Below are 18,300 nucleotides of genomic sequence, written 5' to 3'. Positions count from 1 at the left end.
ACGTTGCAGGGATGTCCCTGCTTCTTCTCATCGTTGTTGCGCTTCTCCTCGTTCTCGGTTCGGGGGCCGCGTTCACCTATCTCTATGCCTGGTGCATCGAGCGGCGTTTCCCGCCGACCGGCCGGTTCGTCGAGGTCGAGGGCTGTCGTCTCCATTACCGGGAGGAGGGACCGAAGGATGAGCCGCGCGGAACGGTCGTCCTGCTGCACGGCGCCTCATCCAACCTCGTCGAATCCATGCTGGGCCTCGGCTGGGCGCTCTCGCAAAGCTACCGGGTCCTCGCCTTCGACCGCCCGGGCCATGGCTGGAGCGAGCGCAAGCCCGGCATGAGCGAAGCGGAGCCCGCCCGGCAGGCGGCCCTCGTCGCGGGAGCTTTGAGGCAGTTGGGCGTTCGCAACGCCGTTATCGTCGGGCATTCCTGGTCGGGAACCATTGTCCCACAACTCGCCCTCGATCATGCCGATGTGACGGGGGCGATCCTCGTCCTTTCCGGCATTACCTCGCCCTGGCCCGGCGGCACGATCGGCTGGTACCGGCGCCTGATCGATTCCTGGACTGGCTGGCTGCTGTTGCGGACGCTTGCCGTGCCGCTTCTTCTCGTGCTCCGGCCCTGGATCAAGGAAAAGACGTTCTGGCCGCAGCCGGCCCCGCGGGGCATCGTGAAAAAGGGCTTCATTCCGCTCGCCTTCCGGCCGAGATCCTATGAAGCCAACATGCAGGACTTCGCGGTCATGTACGATGCGGTCGTGCGGCAGAGCGTGCGCTATCGGGACATTCGCCTGCCGACGGCGGTGGTGGCCGGTGACAGTGACGAGATCGTCTGGACCGATCTCCACAGCCTCTCCTTCGCCCGGGAGGTGCCGAGGGCCGAGCTGATCCTGATGCCGGGCATCGGCCACATGCCGCAATATGCCGATCCGGAGACGGTCCTTGCCGCCATCGTGGCCCTGGCCGAGCGGATCGCGCCGGCCAGGGTCGGGGTCGGTTACGCCTGAGCGGCGTGTTCCTGGTTGACGAAGGCGATGCGCACCATGTTGGTGGCGCCCGGCGTGCCGAAGGGCATGCCGGCCACGACGATGATGCGGTCCCCGACGGTCGAGTGGCCCTCGCGCAGGGCGAACTTGCAGGCGCGGAAGGCCATGTCGTCGATGTCGCTGGCATCCTTGGTGCGGATCGAGTGCACACCCCAGACCAGCGCCAGGCGACGGGCCGTGTTCTGGCTCGGGGTGAGTGCGATCACCGTCGAGTTCGGCCGCTCGCGGGCGATGCGGAAGGCCGTCGAGCCTGAGAAGGTCCAGGCTGCCACCGTTTTGATATTGAGCGTGTCGGCAATCTGGTGCGAGGCCGCCGCAATGGCGTCCGAGCCGGTGGCTTCCGGCTCCGCGTTCAGGGTGCGCATGATCGACCAGTAGCTCTGGTCCTGCTCCACCTCTTCGGCGATCCGGCTCATGGTGGCCACGGCGTCAACCGGATACTGACCCGAGGCGCTCTCGGCCGAGAGCATGACTGCATCGGCTCCGTCATAGACGGCAGTCGCCACATCGGAGACCTCGGCGCGGGTCGGGACCGGCGCGGTGATCATCGATTCCAGCATCTGGGTCGCCACGACGACGGGTTTGCCGAGGCGGCGCGCCGTGCGGATGATCCGCTTCTGGATACCGGGGACCTTCTCCAGCGGCATCTCGACGCCGAGATCGCCGCGGGCGACCATGACCGCGTCGGAGATCTCCGTGATCTCGTCGAGGCGGGCGATCGCCTGCGGCTTCTCGAGCTTCGACATGACGAGCGCGCGGCCGCGGGCAACCTTCTTGACCTCGGCCACGTCCTCGGGGCGCTGCACGAAGGAGAGCGCGATCCAGTCCACACCGGCATCGAGCGCCGCTTCGAGATCCGAGCGGTCCTTGTCGGTCATCGCGGCAACCGGAATCGTGGTGTCGGGCAGGCTCACGCCCTTGCGGTTGGAGATCTTGCCGGCGACTTCCACAATCGTGGTGGCCGAGCCCTGCTTCACGCTTTTCACGCGCAGCCGCAGCTTGCCGTCATCGATCAGGATCGTGTGGCCGGGCTCGAGCGAGGACAGGATCTCGGGATGCGGCAGGTGCACACGATTCTTGTTGCCGGGTGTCTTGTCGGCATCGAGCGTGAAGCTCTGGCCTGGCTCCAGCATGGCGCTGTCGCCCTCGAACGCGCCGACGCGCAGCTTGGGGCCCTGCAGATCGGCGAGGATCGCAATGGGGCGCTTGAACTTGGCCTCGACGGCGCGGATCATTTCGACCCGCTCCTTCAGCTTCTCACGCGGCAGATGGCTCATGTTGAGGCGGAAGACGTCGGCGCCGGCCTGGAACAGCTTGGCGATCATCTCCGGATTCTCGGAAGCCGGTCCCAAGGTTGCTAAAATCTTCGTACGCCTGTCGCGTCTCATCGTCATGGCCCCCCTGGCCGATTCGTTTCGGTGAGCTGGATCGTCCAGCTCTTCTGTTCACCTGTATCGACTTCGAAGAAGCCGCTGCGATCAAAGCCTCTGGCGAGGCAATCTTCCGTTCCGCGAATCGTGAATTCGCGCTCCCGGGTGCACATGAAGGAGCGTCCGCTCCATTCGCCGCCCCGGTCGTAATCGATGGCATAGACGTAATAGAAGCGCCCGCCGAGCTGCCCCTTGAGCAGGGTCTCGCAGCCGCGGGCGTTGAGATTCCACCAGCCTTCCGTCACCCACCCTTGAGCATCCCGGTAGCCGAGCGCGATGCCGACCCGGCTCGAGGTCATGTTGCACAGGCGCAGGTCCGCCTTCGCGGGCGATGCGGCCAGCAGGCATCCGCCGGCGAGAAAGGTTGCGAGTGCAAGGCTTCGCCGCCAGCGCGGAGACGATGTGAGAAATGCGGCCGTCATGGATGCGGTATGATCGAATCGAAAGGAATGAAATCGCACAATGCTGTGAGAACTATGTCGAATCGTTGTCGGTCAGAAGTTCAGCCGGAGCAAGACCTTACAGCAAGGATGCTGTCAATTTTGCAGGCCGCATGGCCTTTCCGACACTATCGGCCTGTCGCCGCCCTTCATATGGAGGGGCAGGCAACCGTTCTATTCGACGACGGCCTCAGGCTTTGGCCGCGCGATCCAGATGCCGAACAGGATCAAGGCTCCCCCTAGGCTCTGCACAAGCGTCAGTTCCTCGCCCAGGATCGCCCAGCCGAACACGGCCGCCGCAATCGCCTCCAGGAAGATCACAAGGGATGAGAAGACCGCCGGCAACCGTCCGAGCGCGATGGCGAGCAGCCCCTGGCCGCCCGCATGGCTGACATAGGACATGGCGAGAAGCGCCGCGATGCCCTGCGCCGTCTGCGGGATCACCCGCGTGTCGAAGAGAACCGCGATGACGAGAAGAATGGCGGAGGTGATCAGCCCGGCCTCGAAGGTGACCCGCGCGGCGCCTGCCGTCTTCCTGGCCTTGCTCGCAGCCAGAAAATACATGCCGAAGAAGAACGCCGTGGCGACTCCGTAGAGGTCTCCTTCGATTCTGGCCGGATCCGCATGAAGGCTCTGGCCGATCAGGGCGGTGCCGCCGAGAAGGCAGAGGGCAAGGCCCATGAAGGTGCCGCGCGATACCTGCTGCCTGAACACCAGCCAGACGGTCAGCACGACGAAGAGCGGCGCCATGGTGGCGAAGAAGGTGGCGTTCGCCACCGTCGTCTTGAGAATCGCCAGGTGCCAGAAGAAGAGGTCGCCTGCAAAGACGATGCCAGCCAGAATGCTTGCCTTGGAAAAGCGGACTTTTGGCGCGTCGGCGGGAGCGCGCTTCTCCTCGATTCGCATCCACGCATAGAGCAGGGGCAGGCAGAGCGAGACGCGCCAGAAGGCGCTGGCGAACGGCCCCACATCGGCCGGTGCCCCGCCCATATCGGCTGAGGCGAAGCGCACGAATATCGGGGAAATCCCCATGGCGACGGCGCCGAGACACAGGGCGGCAAAAGCAGACGCGAAGCCCGGCTCGAGCCGGGCCGTTGTGGATGAAGCGGGCATAACGTCGTGAAAGTGTGTTGCGCGGAACGTCGCGTTGTCAGGGTTGGAGGGGCAGGGTAAGGCTTTTCCTCCGCCGTTCAATCCATCCTGTCTGAAATCCCTCCTTCGCCATGTCCGCCTCCGCCGCGCTCAAGCTCGACGATCCTTCTCTCGAGCCTCATCCCGTCGAGATCATTCCTGGCTCCCTCGAATCGGGGATCCTGATCCTGTGCGATCACGCCTCCAACGCGGTGCCACCGGATCTTGGCGACTTGGGGCTGCCGGAATCCGAATTCGAGCGCCACATCGCCTATGACATCGGCGCCGCCGCCGTGACGCGCTCCCTGGCTCGCCGCCTCAACGCGCCGGCAATTCTCACGCAGTTCTCCAGGCTGATCATCGATCCCAACCGGGGCCGGGACGATCCCACGCTGGTCATGCGTCTGTCCGACGGCGCGGTGGTCCCGGGCAATGCCAAAGTGGACGAGGCCGAGGTTCGGCGGCGCATCACCCGATTCTACGATCCTTACGACGATGGGATTGCGGATGCGATCCATAAGGCCATGGCGGCCGCCCATCCGCCCGTCATCGTAACCGTGCACAGCTTCACGCCGATCTGGCGCGGCTGGGCCCGGCCCTGGCATGTGGGAATCCTGTGGGACGCGGATGACCGCTTCGCCAGGCCGCTTCTGGAAGGGTTGGAGGCGGAGGACGGACTCGTCGTTGGTGACAACGAGCCCTATGATGGGGCTCTCGCGGGCGATACCGTCGACCGTCATGCCACGATCCGGGGGCTCGCCAATGCGCTCATCGAGATCCGGCAGGATCTGATTGCGTCGGACGAGGGCGCCGAGGAATGGGCCGAGCGTTTTGCCCGGCTCCTCAAGCCGCTCGCCGACCGGCAGGAACTTCGGGCGCCCAGGATTTTCGGCACCCGCACGCGCGACCGCCTGCGCCAGCATGGAGGGTAAGCCCATGAAGGATATCGACGAAAAAACCCAGGTCGAGCTGGAGGCGGCGGCCTTCCGTAGGCTTGTCGAACATTTGCGCGAGCGCGCCGATGTCCAGAACATCGACCTCATGAATCTGGCCGGCTTCTGCCGGAACTGCCTGTCGAATTGGCTGAAGGAGGCCGCCGATGAGCGCGGCATTGCCCTCTCCAAGGACGACAGCCGGACCCATGTCTACGGCATGCCTTACGAGGAATGGAAGGATCGCCACCAGCGCGAAGCCTCATCCTCTCAACTTGCGGATTTTGAGAAATCGAAGCCGGGGCATTAAAGCGGCTTCAACCAAATGGCCATAACACTGGCGCCAACGCCATCAATCAGGGGCATCTTTCATGGATGACGCAGCTTTCAACACCGAATCCGTCGCAGCCGACCAGCTGAAGGCCTTCATCGAGCGCATCGAGCGCCTCGAGGAGGAAAAGGCCGGCATCGCGGGCGATATCAAGGACGTCTATGCCGAGGCTAAGGGCAACGGCTTCGACACCAAGGTCCTGCGCAAGATCGTGTCGTTGCGCAAGCGCGACTATGCCGAGCGTCAGGAAGAGGAGGCGATCCTCGAGCTCTACATGCAGGCGCTCGGAATGGCGTAGGCAGGCATCGACCGTCGAAAGTTTTTCAAAAGGCCTCGCAGCGTGAAGCTGCGAGGCCTTTTTCATGTCCGAGGCAAGCCTGTCAGCATCAGTCTCTGCAAGAGGTCGAGCGTCCGCGGAGGCAGGGGCGCCGAGCGGCGCGTTTCCTTGTCCACCATGACGATCGTGGCCTCAGTGGTCGCCGCGAGGCGTCCGTCGTTGAAGATGCCCTGAGCCAGGGTGAACGAACTGCGTCCGATTCTCAGAACGCCGGTGCCGATGTCGACGGTGCCCGGCCAAAAGAGCTCCGCTCGGAAATCGATCACCAGGCGGGCGATGACGAAGCTCCGGCCCTCGGTGGCGAGCGGCCGTTCCGGATCGTACATGAAGGCGACCCGGCCGATTTCCGAAAACGTGGCGAAGACCGCATTGTTGACATGGCCCTGCCGATCAAGATCCGCAAAGCGGATGTCGGTGGAGGATCGGCTTGGATAATCCTCCAGGGTGCGGTGGGCGTTCTGATCCGTCATGGGCGGTCCCTGCGATGCGGCCATAGAATACGTTGCGGCGCACGGCTCAAGCAAAAAGCGCTTCCGCCGATCAGCTATGCATCCTTACCGCTCGCTCGCAGCGATCCGGTTTCCTATAAGGAACCGATCATGAAAAGCTGGAGAGATGCATGAAGCTCCCCCGGGACCCAATGTCCGAACCTGTCGACGCGGATGCGCGTCGGAAGATTGCGCCCGTCATCTGCTATCCGGTCGACACGCTGCCACGGCCCGATCTTGCCACGTACCGCGCGGCGCGCGAGGGCTGGCAGAAGATCGACGAGGTGATCGTGCCGCCCCGCGATGCGCGCTGCTTCCAAGTACCCGCCGGCTGCTTTTTCCGCATCGTCAGTATCGAGGGCCCTCAGGTCGGCGACCTCAATCTCTGGTCGGCGAACGATCTCAATGAGCGCTTCTTCTCCGGCAAGACACGGGCGCTCAACGGCACGCATCTCTCGACCGGAGACCAGCTCTGGTCGTCCCTGCCTTACTTAAGGCCGATGGCGACGATCACTCACGACACCCTCGACTGGTATGGCTTCGACGAATTTGGCGGCTCCGTGCACGACGTGATCGGTACGCGCTGCGACCCCTACACGCACAAACTCCTCTCCGGTCACGAATACCACCATTGCTGCCACTCCAACCTGACCCGTGCGCTTGCGCATCGCTTGCAGCGTCCGAAGGAGGAAGTCGAGCCTGCAGTGCATGACGTGCTCAACGTGTTCATGTGCACCGGCTTCACACGCGACACCGGCCAGTATTTCATGAAGGCGAGCCCCGTGAGACCGGGCGATTACCTGGAATTTTTAGCCGAGATCGATCTTTTGGGCGCGCTCTCCGCCTGCCCGGGCGGCGATTGCAGCGCGGAACATTCGAGCGATGTGGCCGTCTGCCATCCGCTGCTGGTGGAGGTCTACAGGCCGAAGGCGCCGCCTCAAGGATGGACCTCGCCGCCCCGCAACGGCTATAGCCGCAGGCACGACGACTGAAACGAAAAAGGGCTCCGAAAGGAGCCCTTCTCTTTTATCTCACCACGTTCAGCGGTTTGACCGCCGGTCCCGTGAAGCGGTTCGTTGCCAGATCGCCCACGGGCTTGTTCGAGAAGCCCATATGGAGACTCGGCTCCGCCGACATCAGGGCGCTCAGCGCCGTCGCCGGCTTCTTCGCGGCCGGAGGTGCCTTGACTAATGGTGCCGCTGCCGGCTTTGCCTTTGCCACCTCCTTTGGGGTCGAGCCTGTGACCGGAATATCGACCGGCCCCGCAGCTGCGACCACGATGGGGCGCAGGTCGGGCCGTGGCGGCGGCAGCGGGTGCTGGACCGACGCCATTTCCGTCGAGCCGCGCAGCTCAGGAAGGCCGGGGATCGGGTTCGTTGCCGCGAGCGAGCCCGGACGAGCCGGCGGCAACGGGGCATAGGCGAGGGCAACGGTACCCGCGATAGCGTCTGGGCCTGCATCATCCGCATCGGGACGCCGCGGCGGCATCGGCGCGAAGGACATGCCCCGGGCGATGGTCATCTCGGACTGCGCTTCCGGTCCCTGCTGCCAAGCCAGGGCCGGGCCCGAGGCCGTCTGGACCGTACCGGGCGCCCCGTTGATCCGGGTCGGCGGGAGCGGGGCGGATTGAGGCGGCGTCAGATCCTCACGCAGGGCCGGTGCAATGGCTGCTACGACCGCAGGAGCAGGCGGCTCGGGCCGCGGCTGGATCGCCATGGGAGCCCGGCGTGCCGGCTCGGGAGCTTGGCCGGGCTGCAGGGCAGCATAGACCGACGAGTTGGAATCGCTGGCGTAATAGCCCTGCGACGGCTGCGACTGGCGCGAGGCGATGAGCGCCCGGCCCGGCCGCGACGCGACACGGATCTCCTCCGCATCCTCGTCCTCGTCGTCGCCACCACCGAACAGGGTGGCCCAGAAGCTCTTGCGGCGCGGCTGGTTGGCGATGGCCTCTTCCGCATCCGCATAGGTCGTGTAGCCGGCGACCGTGCCGCCCCTGGCGAGCACCTCGGCGCGGGCTTCGTCATAGCCCGGCAAAGGCCTGCCGTCGGAGGGGATGTGCACGGTCTTCCCGTCGGGGAAGATGCTGGCGAGCTGGGCCCGCGTCATGCGCGGCCAAGCACGTACGCTGCCCACGTCGATATGGACGAAAGGCGTGTAGGCATTGGGATAATAGCCGACGCCGCCGTTCTGGATCCGCACACCGATGGCGCGAAGGCGGACGGTGGACACATCCGGCAGGTAGAAGTCCATGGCCTTGCCCTGCATGTGCTGGCTGTTCTTGGCCACCGCGCTGGAGCGCCGCCTGAGCATCGAGTTGGTTTGCGGAGAACGGTAGCCCGAGTTCACACGCACAGGCTCGTTCGACCCGGACTCGCGATAGACCTCCCACACCGTATCGAACAGTCGCGGATCCATGCGGGTCGGCTCGTCGCGCCGCCAGTCGCGCAGGAACCAGTTGAGCTGCTGCAGGGCGGCTGAGTCGTACTGGCCGTTGCGCCGGAAGGTGACGGTGAGGCTCTCTTTGGTGTTGTTGTTGTAAAGACTCAACGTGCGGGTATCGCCATTGGCGACGGCATCCTGCGTGCCGCGCGCCCCGCCCACCATGACGGCCAGAAAGGCCGCAAGACCAATGCCGGCGCGGTGCGCCAGGCGGTCCGTACGCAATACTCTCACTGTGATACTCGTCTTTACTCGGCTGCACCCGCGGATGCAAAAAACCCTTATAGTGAAAGGATCTTTGCCGAAGACGGTTACCTTCCCGTTAAGTGAGAGAAAGAAATTCGCTGAAAACGCAGTGGGATGAGGGAGCTATTCGGACAGGTTCAGGGCGGCGCGGACCTTGCGGTCGAGGCCGTAGAGATCCTCGAACCGCTTCACGTCGCCCTTCTCGTCGATGGCGAGCGTGAAGTAGGTCAGATGGACGGGCAGGGGATTGGTCAGGTGCACATAGCGCTCGCCCTTGCCGATGAGCCCTCGCAGCTTCTGCTCGGTCCACTTGCCATCCTTGCCCATGATCACGTCTGCGAGCTCGAAGGGCCTGTCGACGCGCACGCAGCCATGGCTGAAGGCGCGCTTGCTGGCCGAGAACAGATTGCGGTTCGGCGTGTCATGCAGATAGACCGCATGCTGGTTGGGGAACATGAACTTCACGAAGCCCAGAGCATTGCGCTCGCCCGGCGGCTGCTGCACCGTGATCCGGTCGCCCCGGCGGATGATCTTGTAGCCCCGGCGCGCAGCGTAATAGGGATCGTTGGCAAGCCCCGGCAGGATCTCCTTCTTCATGATCGAGGGCGGGATCGTCCAGGACGGATTGACCACGAGATATTTCATGTTCTCGGAGAAGATCGGCGTCTGCGACTGCTCCTTGCCCACGATCACGCGGGCCTGATGGACCACATTGCGGCCCTCGACCACCTGGAGGCGGAACTCGGGCACATTCACCATGATGTGTCGCTGCCCCAGATCAGCCGGCAGCCAGCGCCAGCGCTCCATATTGGTGATCAGGTCGGAGTGCCGCTGTACGACCGAGGGTCCTGAGAGAGCCGCGACCGTCTGCGCGTTCAGGACGCCGGTATTCGGCAGGCCCTTTTCCTTCTGGAAGGCGGCCACCGCGGAGGCCACCCGTTCGTCATAGATCGTCTGACTGTCCGCGTCCTTCGCGAGATTGAATCGCGCGCGGATCAGAGGCACGCGCGGATCCTTCATGCCCACGCGCAGGATCGGCCCCCGGGGCAGGCGCACGCTCGGCTGCGAGGGATGGTTTTCGCGCAGTTTCGCCAGCCGTTCCTTCAAGGCCCTGTAGCCGGGATGAGGCGGGTTGTAGGCCTCGAGTGCCCCGCCTGCATCTCCGGCGGAGGAGACCTTGCTCAGCACCTCGTCGATCGCCGGCAGGGCGAGCTTCGGGGTCACCAGAGGCGAGAGGCGGATGGAATCGATGCGCGCGCCGCGGGCGTCGCGGGCATAGCGGATCACGGACAGGGAGAGTCTTACATCGGCCTGGGCCCATTGTGCCGGCGTCGCATCCTTGCGCAGGCCCCTGTCGGGCAGGGAATAATCGGCAGGGTCGAGGCCATCCTCGTCAGCGGCCTTCAGGCGCTCCATCACACCGCGCGCGGCGGGCGACCACGCACCGTCCTGTGCCCAGATCAGCGGGCGCTCGGCCTGCGCATAGAAGGCGGACAGGGCTTCCCGGTCCCTGCTGTTCACACGCATCTCGCGCATGGCGGCGTCGTCCGCGAACAGACCCTCCACGGCGATGCGGGCAAGATCTGCCTGCATCAGGGCCGTCACGGGGGCCGCATCGGGCAATGGAATGTCGATGGCGGGTGCAGGCTTCAGATCGACCGACTCGATGGTGACGGGTGCAGGCTCGGGGAGCGGGATGACCTGGGAGGCGACGTCCTTTTCAACGGCGACATCGTGAAAGGAGGGCTCTGCGGGAGCGGCCTGAACGACCTCGGGATGGGCGTTGGCGATGTCTTCCGCCAGGGCAGTGAGGGGGAGGAGGGAGACCGATCCAATGAGACCAAGCCAAAGTGCCGTCTTGCGCAAGTCACGCATGACCTTGCTCCTCGTCGTAATGAAAGTGGAGGATGGGAGATGCCTCCATCAAGTGAATGTCGTCGGTGTTCCCACGCATGTTCTGTTACGCTTAACGCGCGAAACGTCATGCGGCTTCATCGTCTAGGCCAAGTTCTTTCAATTTTCTGTAAAGGGCCGCGCCGGAGCATGCGTCTCGCATCCCAGGAAGGGCGGATGCCGTCTGCAAAGAGACGGGGAGGGGGCTGAAGGCCCAAGTGCCGCGTGCGGATCGTCCGGTTCATGCTGGGCGAGAAGGGTAAACCGGCTCTTAACGGAGGGGCGGGGGCCGGGTCCAACCCTCGGCCGATATGGGTTGATCCGGAGAGCGCGGCGGCCAATATGTGTGCAGTACTATTCCAGTTCGATCCCGATCAGGCTCTCGCCCGTGACCTCTCAGAAAGTTTCCCCCGTGCCTCATTCATCCTCTGCCGCCGCGCAGGCCGAACTTGGGCCGCTGCCCGAATGGAACCTGTCCCATCTCTATCCCGGCGTGGACAGCGAAGCATTCAAGCAGGACCTCGCGAAGGCCGAATCCGAGTGCAAGGCCTTCGCGGCCGCCTATCGCGGCACGCTCGATGAGATGGCACGGGGCGAGCAGGCGTCTGAACGACTGAACGAGGTGGTAATGCGCTATGAGGCGCTCGAAGACCTTCTTGGTCGCCTCATGTCCTATGCGGGCCTCATCTATTCCGGCGACACCACGGATCCGATCCGCGCGAAGTTCTATGGCGACACGCAGGAGCGCCTGACGGCGGCCTCGACGGAGCTGCTCTTCTTCGCGCTCGAACTCAACCGCATCGACGATGCCGTGCTCGACAAGGCCACGAGCGAGGCGCCGCTCGCGCATTACAAGCCTTGGATCGAGGATCTGCGCAAGGACAAGCCTTATCAGCTGGAAGACAAGATCGAGCAGCTTTTCCATGAGAAGTCGGTGACCGGCCGCTCGGCCTGGAATCGCCTGTTCGACGAGACCATCGCTTCCTTGCGCTTCACGGTGCGAGGCGACGAGCTTCCCATCGAGCCGACCCTGAACAAGTTGCAGGATCCGGACGAGAGCGTGCGCAAGGACGCCTCCGATGCGCTGGCCAAGACCTTCAAGGCGAACCTGCGCACCTTCACGCTCATCACCAACACGCTCGCCAAGGACAAGGAGATCTCGGACCGCTGGCGCGGCTTCGAGGACGTGGCCGATTCCCGCCATCTGGCGAACCGGGTCGAGCGCGAGGTGGTGGAGGCGCTAATCTCCGCCGTGCAAGAGGCCTATCCGCGCCTGTCGCACCGCTACTACGCCCTGAAGGCCAAGTGGTTCGGCAAGGACAAGCTCGACCATTGGGACCGCAACGCGCCCCTGCCGAAGGTCGAGCAGCGCACCATCTCCTGGAACGAGGCGAAAGACACGGTGCTCTCGGCCTATTCCGCCTTCTCGCCGCGCATGGCCGACATCGCGCAGCGCTTCTTCGACGAGGACTGGATCGATGCGCCGACCCGGCCCGGCAAGGCGCCCGGCGCCTTCGCCCATCCGACGGTGCCGTCCGCTCACCCCTACGTGCTCCTGAACTACCAGGGCAAGCCGCGGGACGTGATGACCCTGGCGCACGAATTGGGACACGGCGTGCATCAGGTCATGGCCGGCCCGAATGGTGCGCTCATGGCGCCCACACCCCTGACGCTTGCAGAGACGGCCTCCGTCTTCGGCGAGATGCTGACCTTCCGCCGCCTGCTCGACCAGACCACAGACCCGGTGCAGCGTAAGGCGATGCTGGCGGCAAAGGTCGAGGACATGATCAACACGGTCGTGCGCCAGATCGCGTTCTATTCCTTCGAGCGCAAGGTTCATGTGGAGCGCCGCAACGGCGAGCTCACCGCCGACAAACTGTGCGAACTCTGGATGTCGGTGCAGGACGAGAGCCTCGGGCCGGCGATCCGCTTGGGTCCGGGCTACGAGAGCTTCTGGACCTATATCCCCCATTTCATCCATTCGCCGTTCTACGTCTACGCCTATGCCTTCGGCGATTGCCTCGTGAACTCGCTCTACGGCGTCTACGAGCGTTCCAACGAAGGCTTCGTGGACCGCTATTTCGCGCTCCTCTCGGCGGGCGGCACCAAGCATTACTCGGAGTTGCTCGCTCCCTTCGGCCTCAATGCCAGCGATCCGGCCTTCTGGCAGATCGGCCTCTCGATGATCGAGCGCCTGATCGGCGAGCTGGAGGCCATGGAAAAAGAAACAGCGTGATTGTTCTGTCCTGAGCGGCGGGACGACTTGCCGCTCAGGACCGCCGAATTAAAGTACCGAATTCCATAACAATGGCTGCATTGGGGGCAGACCGGGAGGTCGACCATGGCAGTTCGTATCGGGAGTCAGGCCGCAGACAGGCTGAGCGGCACCGGAGCCGCCGATGTGATCTACGGCTACGATCCCAACGCCAGAACCCCGCCGACGATGGCGGCCAATGCGATCGTCTCCGGCCTGGAAAATCCCCTGTACCTGACAGCGGCGCCGGGCAATTCCCAGCATCTTTTCATCCTGGAGAAGCGCGGTCTGGTGAAGGTCTACGATACCGGCACGGGCCAGACCCTCGGCACATCGTTCCTCAACGTCTCTTCTCAGGTCGCGACCGATGGTGAGCAGGGGCTGCTCGGTCTCGCTTTCGCTCCCGATTTTGCGACGAGCCGGAAATTCTATGTCTATCTCAGCACCACCGCCGGCGATGTGGAGATCCGCGAATACAGAACGCTGGCGTCTAACCCGCTCGTCGCCGATGCCAGCAGCATGCGGCTCATCGATCGGATCGACTACCCGTCGTCCACCACCAACCATCGGGGTGGCTGGATCGGGTTCGGACCGGACGGCTATCTCTACGTGGCGACCGGCGACGGCGCGAACAGCGCCAACTCGCAAAACCTCAGCCAATTGGGCAAGATCCTCCGGCTCGACGTGAGCGGCAGCGATGCCTTCCCCATGGATGCCAACAGGAACTATGCCCTGCCTCCAGATAATCCGGCGGCGATCGATGGCATCGCGGGTAACGCGGCGCAAACCGGGATCTATGCCGCAGGACTGCGCAATCCCTGGCGCGTGAGCTTCGACCGGCTGACCGGCGAGATGTATATCGGCGATGTCGGCGAGGGCACCTATGAAGAGATCAATCTCGGGAGAGTTGGCGCCAACTACGGGTGGAGCGCCACCGAGGGGCCGTTCAATTCCGGATCATTCCCGAACTATACGAACCCGGTCCATGCCTATGGCCGCGATCTCGGCCAGGCGGTCACGGGAGGTTACGTCTATCGCGGGCCCGAGCAGGATTTTCAGGGAACGTATTTCTTCTCCGATTTCGGCAGCAGCGGGATCTGGTCGTTGCAACGCGTCTCCGGCTCGTGGTCTTTCAAGGATCTGACGGGTCAGGTCGCAGTGGGCGGCGGCCCGATCGGTTCCGTTTCGTCAATGGGAGAGGATGGATCTGGAAATCTCTACATCGTCGATTTTGGGGGCAAGGTCTTCCGCCTGGATCTCAAGTCAGGCAGCGGTCCGGATCCCCGCGACGATGCTGCCGATGTTCTCAGTGGTGGCGGCGGCAACGATCGGATCTTTGGCGGCGGTGGAAACGACACGCTGTTTGGAGGCAGCGGCAACGATAATCTTCGGGGCGGACCGGGCGCCGATTTCCTGTCGGGCAGCAGCGGCTTCGATTATGCCGATTACCGCGATTCACCGGGCCGTGTGCTCATCGATCTCGCGAAGAGGACCCAGGCCGGAAGCGATGCGTCCGGAGATCGCTTCTCGAGCATCCAGGGCGTGTGGGGCAGCGCGTTCAACGATGTGCTGAAAGGCGCGTCAGGGGACGAGACGCTTCGTGGTGGAGCCGGCAACGACAGCCTCTCCGGTAATGCCGGGAACGACAGGCTCTATGGCGATCTCGGGCGCGATACGCTTGTCGGCGGCCCCGACAAGGATTGGTTATACGGCGGATCAGGGGCGGATGTGTTTCGCTGGCAATCCATCGGCTCCGTCGGCTCCGCTTTGAGCCGTGCAGATGTCGTGCGCGATTTCAGCCGCAGCGCCCAAGATCATCTGGATTTGTCGAGGATCGATGCCAATGCTCTGCGCGGTGGAAATCAGGCGTTCGCTTTCATCGGCAATGCGGAGTTCACGGCAGCCGGTCAGGTCCGGTACGAGGCCGCGGGATCGGAGACGCGGGTCCTCCTGAATACGGATGCCGACCTCGCTGCGGAAGGCATCATCCGTCTTAGCGGTATCCGCAGCCTGAGATCCGGCGATTTCATCCTTTAATCCGACGGTTGCCGAGAAGGCATATCCGGTCGTCGGGACATAGGATGCGGCCATGGCACATGAAAGCATCACGGACGAGGAGCTCGCCGAGCTCGTCCAGCGGACAGAGGAAGCCACGTCGGCGTTCATGCGCGGGGATATGCATCGCTATCTCGCATTGACGCCTCATGCTTCCGGCTTCGTGCTGATGAACCCTTTCGGCGGAGAGCCCGCCCGCTACGATAACCGAAGTGAGAGTCTGCTGGAGGTCGCCGATTATTTCAAAGCCGGCGAGGCGACGCTGGAAGTGGTGCAAACCTATGCGTCAGGCGACCTCGTCGTTCTTGTGATGATCGAGCGGCAGCATGGCGAAGTCGGTGGTCTGCCGGACCAGGAATGGCCGCTTCGCGTCACCCAGGTCTATCGCCGCGAAGGAAGCGAATGGCAGCTGGTCTATCGGCATGCTGACCTGCTCGTCCACCGCATCGGCCTCGAGCAGGCTGCGAAGCTCGCCCGCGGCTGATCGGCGCTGCGGTCGCCGATGTCGCAATCCCGGTCGAATCGTCCGCGCAGCCTAGCGCTTCGCGCAGCAAGCCATATCTTAAGCTCTCCGGTTCAGAGCAAGAGATTCCACGTCATGGCCGATTCCGACCGCGAAGCGAACCGCTTCTCCGCGCGCGCCGCCCGTTATGCCCGCGTGGGCGCCAATATGGGTGGGGTCGCGGCCCGCATGGCAGGATCACGATTGTTCGGGGGTGATGTGCGCGATGCCTCCAACGCGGCGGTGCTGGCGCAGGCGCTCGGCGGACTGAAGGGGCCGATCATGAAGGTGGCGCAGCTTCTCGCCACCATTCCCGATCTCATCCCGCCGGAATATGCAGCCGAGCTGCAGAAGCTCCAGAGCGAGGCGCCGCCCATGGGGGCAGCCTTCGTGAAACGGCGCATGCAGGCAGAACTCGGACCGCAATGGCAGAGTCGGTTCGGTTCCTTCGATCTCAATCCCGCGGCGGCCGCATCGCTCGGTCAGGTTCATCGCGCAACCACGAAAGACAGCGAGCCAATCGCCTGCAAGCTGCAATATCCCGACATGCAATCCGCCGTGGAGGCGGATCTGCAGCAGCTCGAATGGGTCTTCGCCGTCCATCGCCGCATGGATCCCGCCATCGACACCCGCGAGATCGCCAAGGAGATCGGCGAGCGCGTGCGCGAGGAGCTCGATTACGAGCGCGAGGCCAAGCATGCGGCGCTCTACGCAAAGACCCTCGCCGATGTGGAGGAGGTCCGGGTGCCGCGGGTTCATCCGGAACTCTCCACCCGGCGACTCCTGTCGCTCGAATGGCTGGACGGCGAGAAGATTCTCGGGTTCACCGAAGCACCGGTCGAGATCCGCAACCGGCTGGCGGTCGCCATGTTCAAGGCCTGGTGGCACCCGTTCAGCCATGCGGCCGTCATCCACGGCGATCCTCACCTCGGCAATTACACGGTGTTCTCCGAAAGCGGGGAGCCGGGAGGCATCAATCTCCTCGATTACGGCTGCATCCGCATCTTCCATCCGCGCTTCGTCGGCGGCGTGGTCGACCTTTATCGCGGTCTCCAGACCGACGACCGCGCCCGTGTCGTCCATGCCTACGAGACCTGGGGTTTCAAGAAACTCTCGAACGAGCTGATCGACATTCTGAACATCTGGGCCCGCTTCATCTATGCCCCGCTCCTCGACGACCGGGTCCGCACCGTGGCCGACGGGGTAAAGCCCGGCGAATATGGCCGCCGTCAGGCCTTCGAGGTTCACAAGGCCCTGAAGGAGAAGGGCCCCGTCACCGTCCCGCGCGAATTCGTGTTCATGGACCGGGCTGCGGTGGGCTTGGGTGCCGTCTTCCTGCATCTGAAGGCCGAGCTGAACTATCACCGGCTGTTCGAGAACGAGATCGAGCGCTTCTCCCTGGAAAGCCTGGAGCAGAAACAGAAGGAGGCGCTGAAAGCTTCCGGTTTACCAAGCCCCGTGTAATGAGGTTGCATCTTTTGCCGTTCGGCCCTAGAGGCTAACGGTAGGTTAGGGGCAGCCGATGAAGATTGCTTTCGTTCACCAGAATTTTCCGGGTCAATTCCTGCGTCTCGCCAGGACCTTCGTGGCCGAGGGGCATGAGGTCGTGGGCCTTGGGATGGTCAAGCAATGCTTTATCCCGGGCGTGAAGTACTTTTCCTACGATGCGGTCCCCGGCCCGGAGGACGCGCCCTACCAGAACCGCTATTCTCCCGTCATCCCGCGCCTGCGCCGCGCCTATGGAGTGGCCCACAAGGCTCGCGAGCTTGCCGGCCAAGGCTTCGAGCCGGACGTAGTGGTGGTCAATACTGGCTGGGGCGAGAACCTGTTCCTGAAGGATATCTGGCCCAAGGCCCGCCACGTGGCCTACTTCGAATATTATTACCACGCCAAGGGCCAGGACCTCGATTTCGATCCCGAATTCCCGGTCACCAACGAGGAGGTGATCTGGCGATTGCGCCTGAAGAATTCCATGCAGCTCGGCGCTCTCGACGCTGCCGACGCAGCCGTGGCACCGACCCGCTACCAGCGCGACACCTTCCCGACCTATCTGCGCGACCGGCTCGCCATCATCCATGACGGCATCGACACCCATCAACTCCTCCCCGACCCGAACGTCAGGATCCAGCTCGGCCAGGACGGGCCGCAACTCACCCGAGAAAAGCCCGTCGTCACCTATGTGACCCGCAACATCGAGCCGATGCGCGGCGCCCATATCGTCTTCAAGAGCCTGCCTTATCTGCTCGAGATCGATCCTGAACTCAGGGTGGTCATCATCGGAGGCAAGGGCGCCAGCTATTCCGGCTCCGCGCCGAACGGGCAATCCTGGTTCGATGTCTTCAGGTCCCGGATCGAGAGGCCGGTCGACTGGTCCCGGGTCCATTTCGTCGGAAACCTGCCCTACGACCAGTTCGTGAAGGTCCTGCAGACCTCCTCGGCCCATGTCTACATGACCTACCCCTTCGTACTGTCCTGGTCGTCCATCGAGGCCATGGCGCTCGAATGCCGGATCGTGGCCTCCGATACGGAGCCGGTGCGTGAGGTCATCCAGGACGGAGTCAACGGGCGCCTCTTCCCCTTCTTCGACGAGAAGGCCCTGGCCGAGCGCGTGCGCGAGACTCTCATGGACAAGGAAAGGTCCGCCGCCATGGCCGCGGAGGCCCGGCGGATCGCCGTTGCGAAATACGATTACGAAACGGTTTGCCTGCCGCAATGGCGGGAGTTTCTGGGAATCAAATAACTTCGAAAAGCATTCATAAAGTTTTCATTGGAGCCATTCGAAAGATTG

16 protein-coding genes are annotated in these 18,300 nt (G+C 63.7%); 10 read left to right on the top strand and 6 right to left on the bottom strand.

What is annotated here, in order from left to right; translation table 11 throughout:
• Positions 1-11 precede the first annotated feature (11 nt).
• Positions 12-995, top strand: a complete 984-nt coding sequence (locus tag ACS5Q1_RS13285) for an alpha/beta fold hydrolase (RefSeq protein ID WP_473098644.1) — start codon at positions 12-14, stop codon at positions 993-995.
• On the opposite strand, the gene pyk is transcribed toward ACS5Q1_RS13285, so the two are convergent.
• The 3 genes from pyk to ACS5Q1_RS13270 form a co-directional block, all read right to left on the bottom strand.
• Positions 986-2,422 (bottom strand): pyruvate kinase, encoded by a 1,437-nt coding sequence (gene pyk, locus ACS5Q1_RS13280; RefSeq protein ID WP_203444313.1) that lies wholly within the window; start codon positions 2,420-2,422, stop codon positions 986-988. The genes ACS5Q1_RS13285 and pyk overlap by 10 nt on opposite strands.
• A gap of 2 nt (positions 2,423-2,424) precedes the next feature.
• Positions 2,425-2,886: a DUF1036 domain-containing protein gene (locus tag ACS5Q1_RS13275; protein ID WP_473098643.1), complete on the bottom strand. Its 462-nt coding sequence runs from the start codon at positions 2,884-2,886 to the stop codon at positions 2,425-2,427.
• Positions 2,887-3,078: 192 nt separating this feature from the next.
• Positions 3,079-4,017 carry a DMT family transporter gene (locus tag ACS5Q1_RS13270; protein WP_473098642.1) on the bottom strand — a complete coding sequence of 313 codons (939 nt, stop codon included), beginning with the start codon at positions 4,015-4,017 and terminating at the stop codon, positions 3,079-3,081.
• A gap of 110 nt (positions 4,018-4,127) precedes the next feature.
• On the opposite strand from ACS5Q1_RS13270, the gene ACS5Q1_RS13265 reads away from it, so the two are divergent.
• The 3 genes from ACS5Q1_RS13265 to ACS5Q1_RS13255 all read left to right on the top strand — a co-directional run bounded on the left by ACS5Q1_RS13265 (position 4,128) and on the right by ACS5Q1_RS13255 (position 5,596).
• Positions 4,128-4,967 (top strand): N-formylglutamate amidohydrolase, encoded by an 840-nt coding sequence (locus ACS5Q1_RS13265; protein ID WP_473098641.1) that lies wholly within the window; start codon positions 4,128-4,130, stop codon positions 4,965-4,967.
• Positions 4,968-4,971: 4 nt separating this feature from the next.
• Entirely contained in the window at positions 4,972-5,277 is a 306-nt protein-coding gene (locus tag ACS5Q1_RS13260) for a DUF1244 domain-containing protein (protein ID WP_473098640.1), read from the top strand.
• A 61-nt stretch (positions 5,278-5,338) separates the two neighbouring features.
• Positions 5,339-5,596 (top strand): DUF2312 domain-containing protein, encoded by a 258-nt coding sequence (locus tag ACS5Q1_RS13255; protein ID WP_243374640.1) that lies wholly within the window; start codon positions 5,339-5,341, stop codon positions 5,594-5,596.
• Between the two features lie 62 nt (positions 5,597-5,658).
• Here the strand turns inward: ACS5Q1_RS13255 and ACS5Q1_RS13250 are convergent, their stop codons facing one another.
• Positions 5,659-6,105 (bottom strand): acyl-CoA thioesterase, encoded by a 447-nt coding sequence (locus tag ACS5Q1_RS13250; RefSeq protein ID WP_473098639.1) that lies wholly within the window; start codon positions 6,103-6,105, stop codon positions 5,659-5,661.
• Positions 6,106-6,254: 149 nt separating this feature from the next.
• Between ACS5Q1_RS13250 and ACS5Q1_RS13245 the strand changes: the two genes are divergently transcribed.
• Positions 6,255-7,115, top strand: a complete 861-nt coding sequence (locus tag ACS5Q1_RS13245) for an urea carboxylase-associated family protein (RefSeq protein WP_473098638.1) — start codon at positions 6,255-6,257, stop codon at positions 7,113-7,115.
• A 34-nt stretch (positions 7,116-7,149) separates the two neighbouring features.
• On the opposite strand, the gene ACS5Q1_RS13240 is transcribed toward ACS5Q1_RS13245, so the two are convergent.
• Both ACS5Q1_RS13240 and ACS5Q1_RS13235 read right to left on the bottom strand, forming a co-directional pair.
• On the bottom strand, positions 7,150-8,796 hold the full coding sequence (locus ACS5Q1_RS13240) for a peptidoglycan L,D-endopeptidase MepK (protein ID WP_473098637.1): 1,647 nt from the start codon (positions 8,794-8,796) through the stop codon (positions 7,150-7,152).
• Between the two features lie 135 nt (positions 8,797-8,931).
• On the bottom strand, positions 8,932-10,683 hold the full coding sequence (locus ACS5Q1_RS13235; protein ID WP_473098636.1) for a L,D-transpeptidase family protein: 1,752 nt from the start codon (positions 10,681-10,683) through the stop codon (positions 8,932-8,934).
• Between the two features lie 430 nt (positions 10,684-11,113).
• On the opposite strand from ACS5Q1_RS13235, the gene ACS5Q1_RS13230 reads away from it, so the two are divergent.
• From ACS5Q1_RS13230 to ACS5Q1_RS13210, 5 genes are all read left to right on the top strand, one after another.
• On the top strand, positions 11,114-12,937 hold the full coding sequence (locus ACS5Q1_RS13230) for a M3 family oligoendopeptidase (protein WP_473098635.1): 1,824 nt from the start codon (positions 11,114-11,116) through the stop codon (positions 12,935-12,937).
• Positions 12,938-13,042: 105 nt separating this feature from the next.
• Positions 13,043-14,992 carry a PQQ-dependent sugar dehydrogenase gene (locus ACS5Q1_RS13225; protein ID WP_473098634.1) on the top strand — a complete coding sequence of 650 codons (1,950 nt, stop codon included), beginning with the start codon at positions 13,043-13,045 and terminating at the stop codon, positions 14,990-14,992.
• 52 nt (positions 14,993-15,044) lie between these two features.
• Positions 15,045-15,494 carry a YybH family protein gene (locus tag ACS5Q1_RS13220; RefSeq protein WP_473098633.1) on the top strand — a complete coding sequence of 150 codons (450 nt, stop codon included), beginning with the start codon at positions 15,045-15,047 and terminating at the stop codon, positions 15,492-15,494.
• A gap of 114 nt (positions 15,495-15,608) precedes the next feature.
• Complete coding sequence (locus ACS5Q1_RS13215; protein WP_473098632.1) at positions 15,609-16,976, top strand: ABC1 kinase family protein; 1,368 nt, start codon at positions 15,609-15,611, stop codon at positions 16,974-16,976.
• 58 nt (positions 16,977-17,034) lie between these two features.
• Positions 17,035-18,252, top strand: coding sequence for a glycosyltransferase (locus ACS5Q1_RS13210; protein WP_473098631.1), 1,218 nt, complete (start codon positions 17,035-17,037; stop codon positions 18,250-18,252).
• The last annotated feature ends 48 nt before the right edge of the window (positions 18,253-18,300 follow it).

This window comes from Microvirga sp. GN3 (assembly GCF_055792825.1).
The sequence above is the reverse complement of the archived record's forward strand: the minus strand, read 5'-3'. Positions and strand labels throughout refer to the sequence as shown.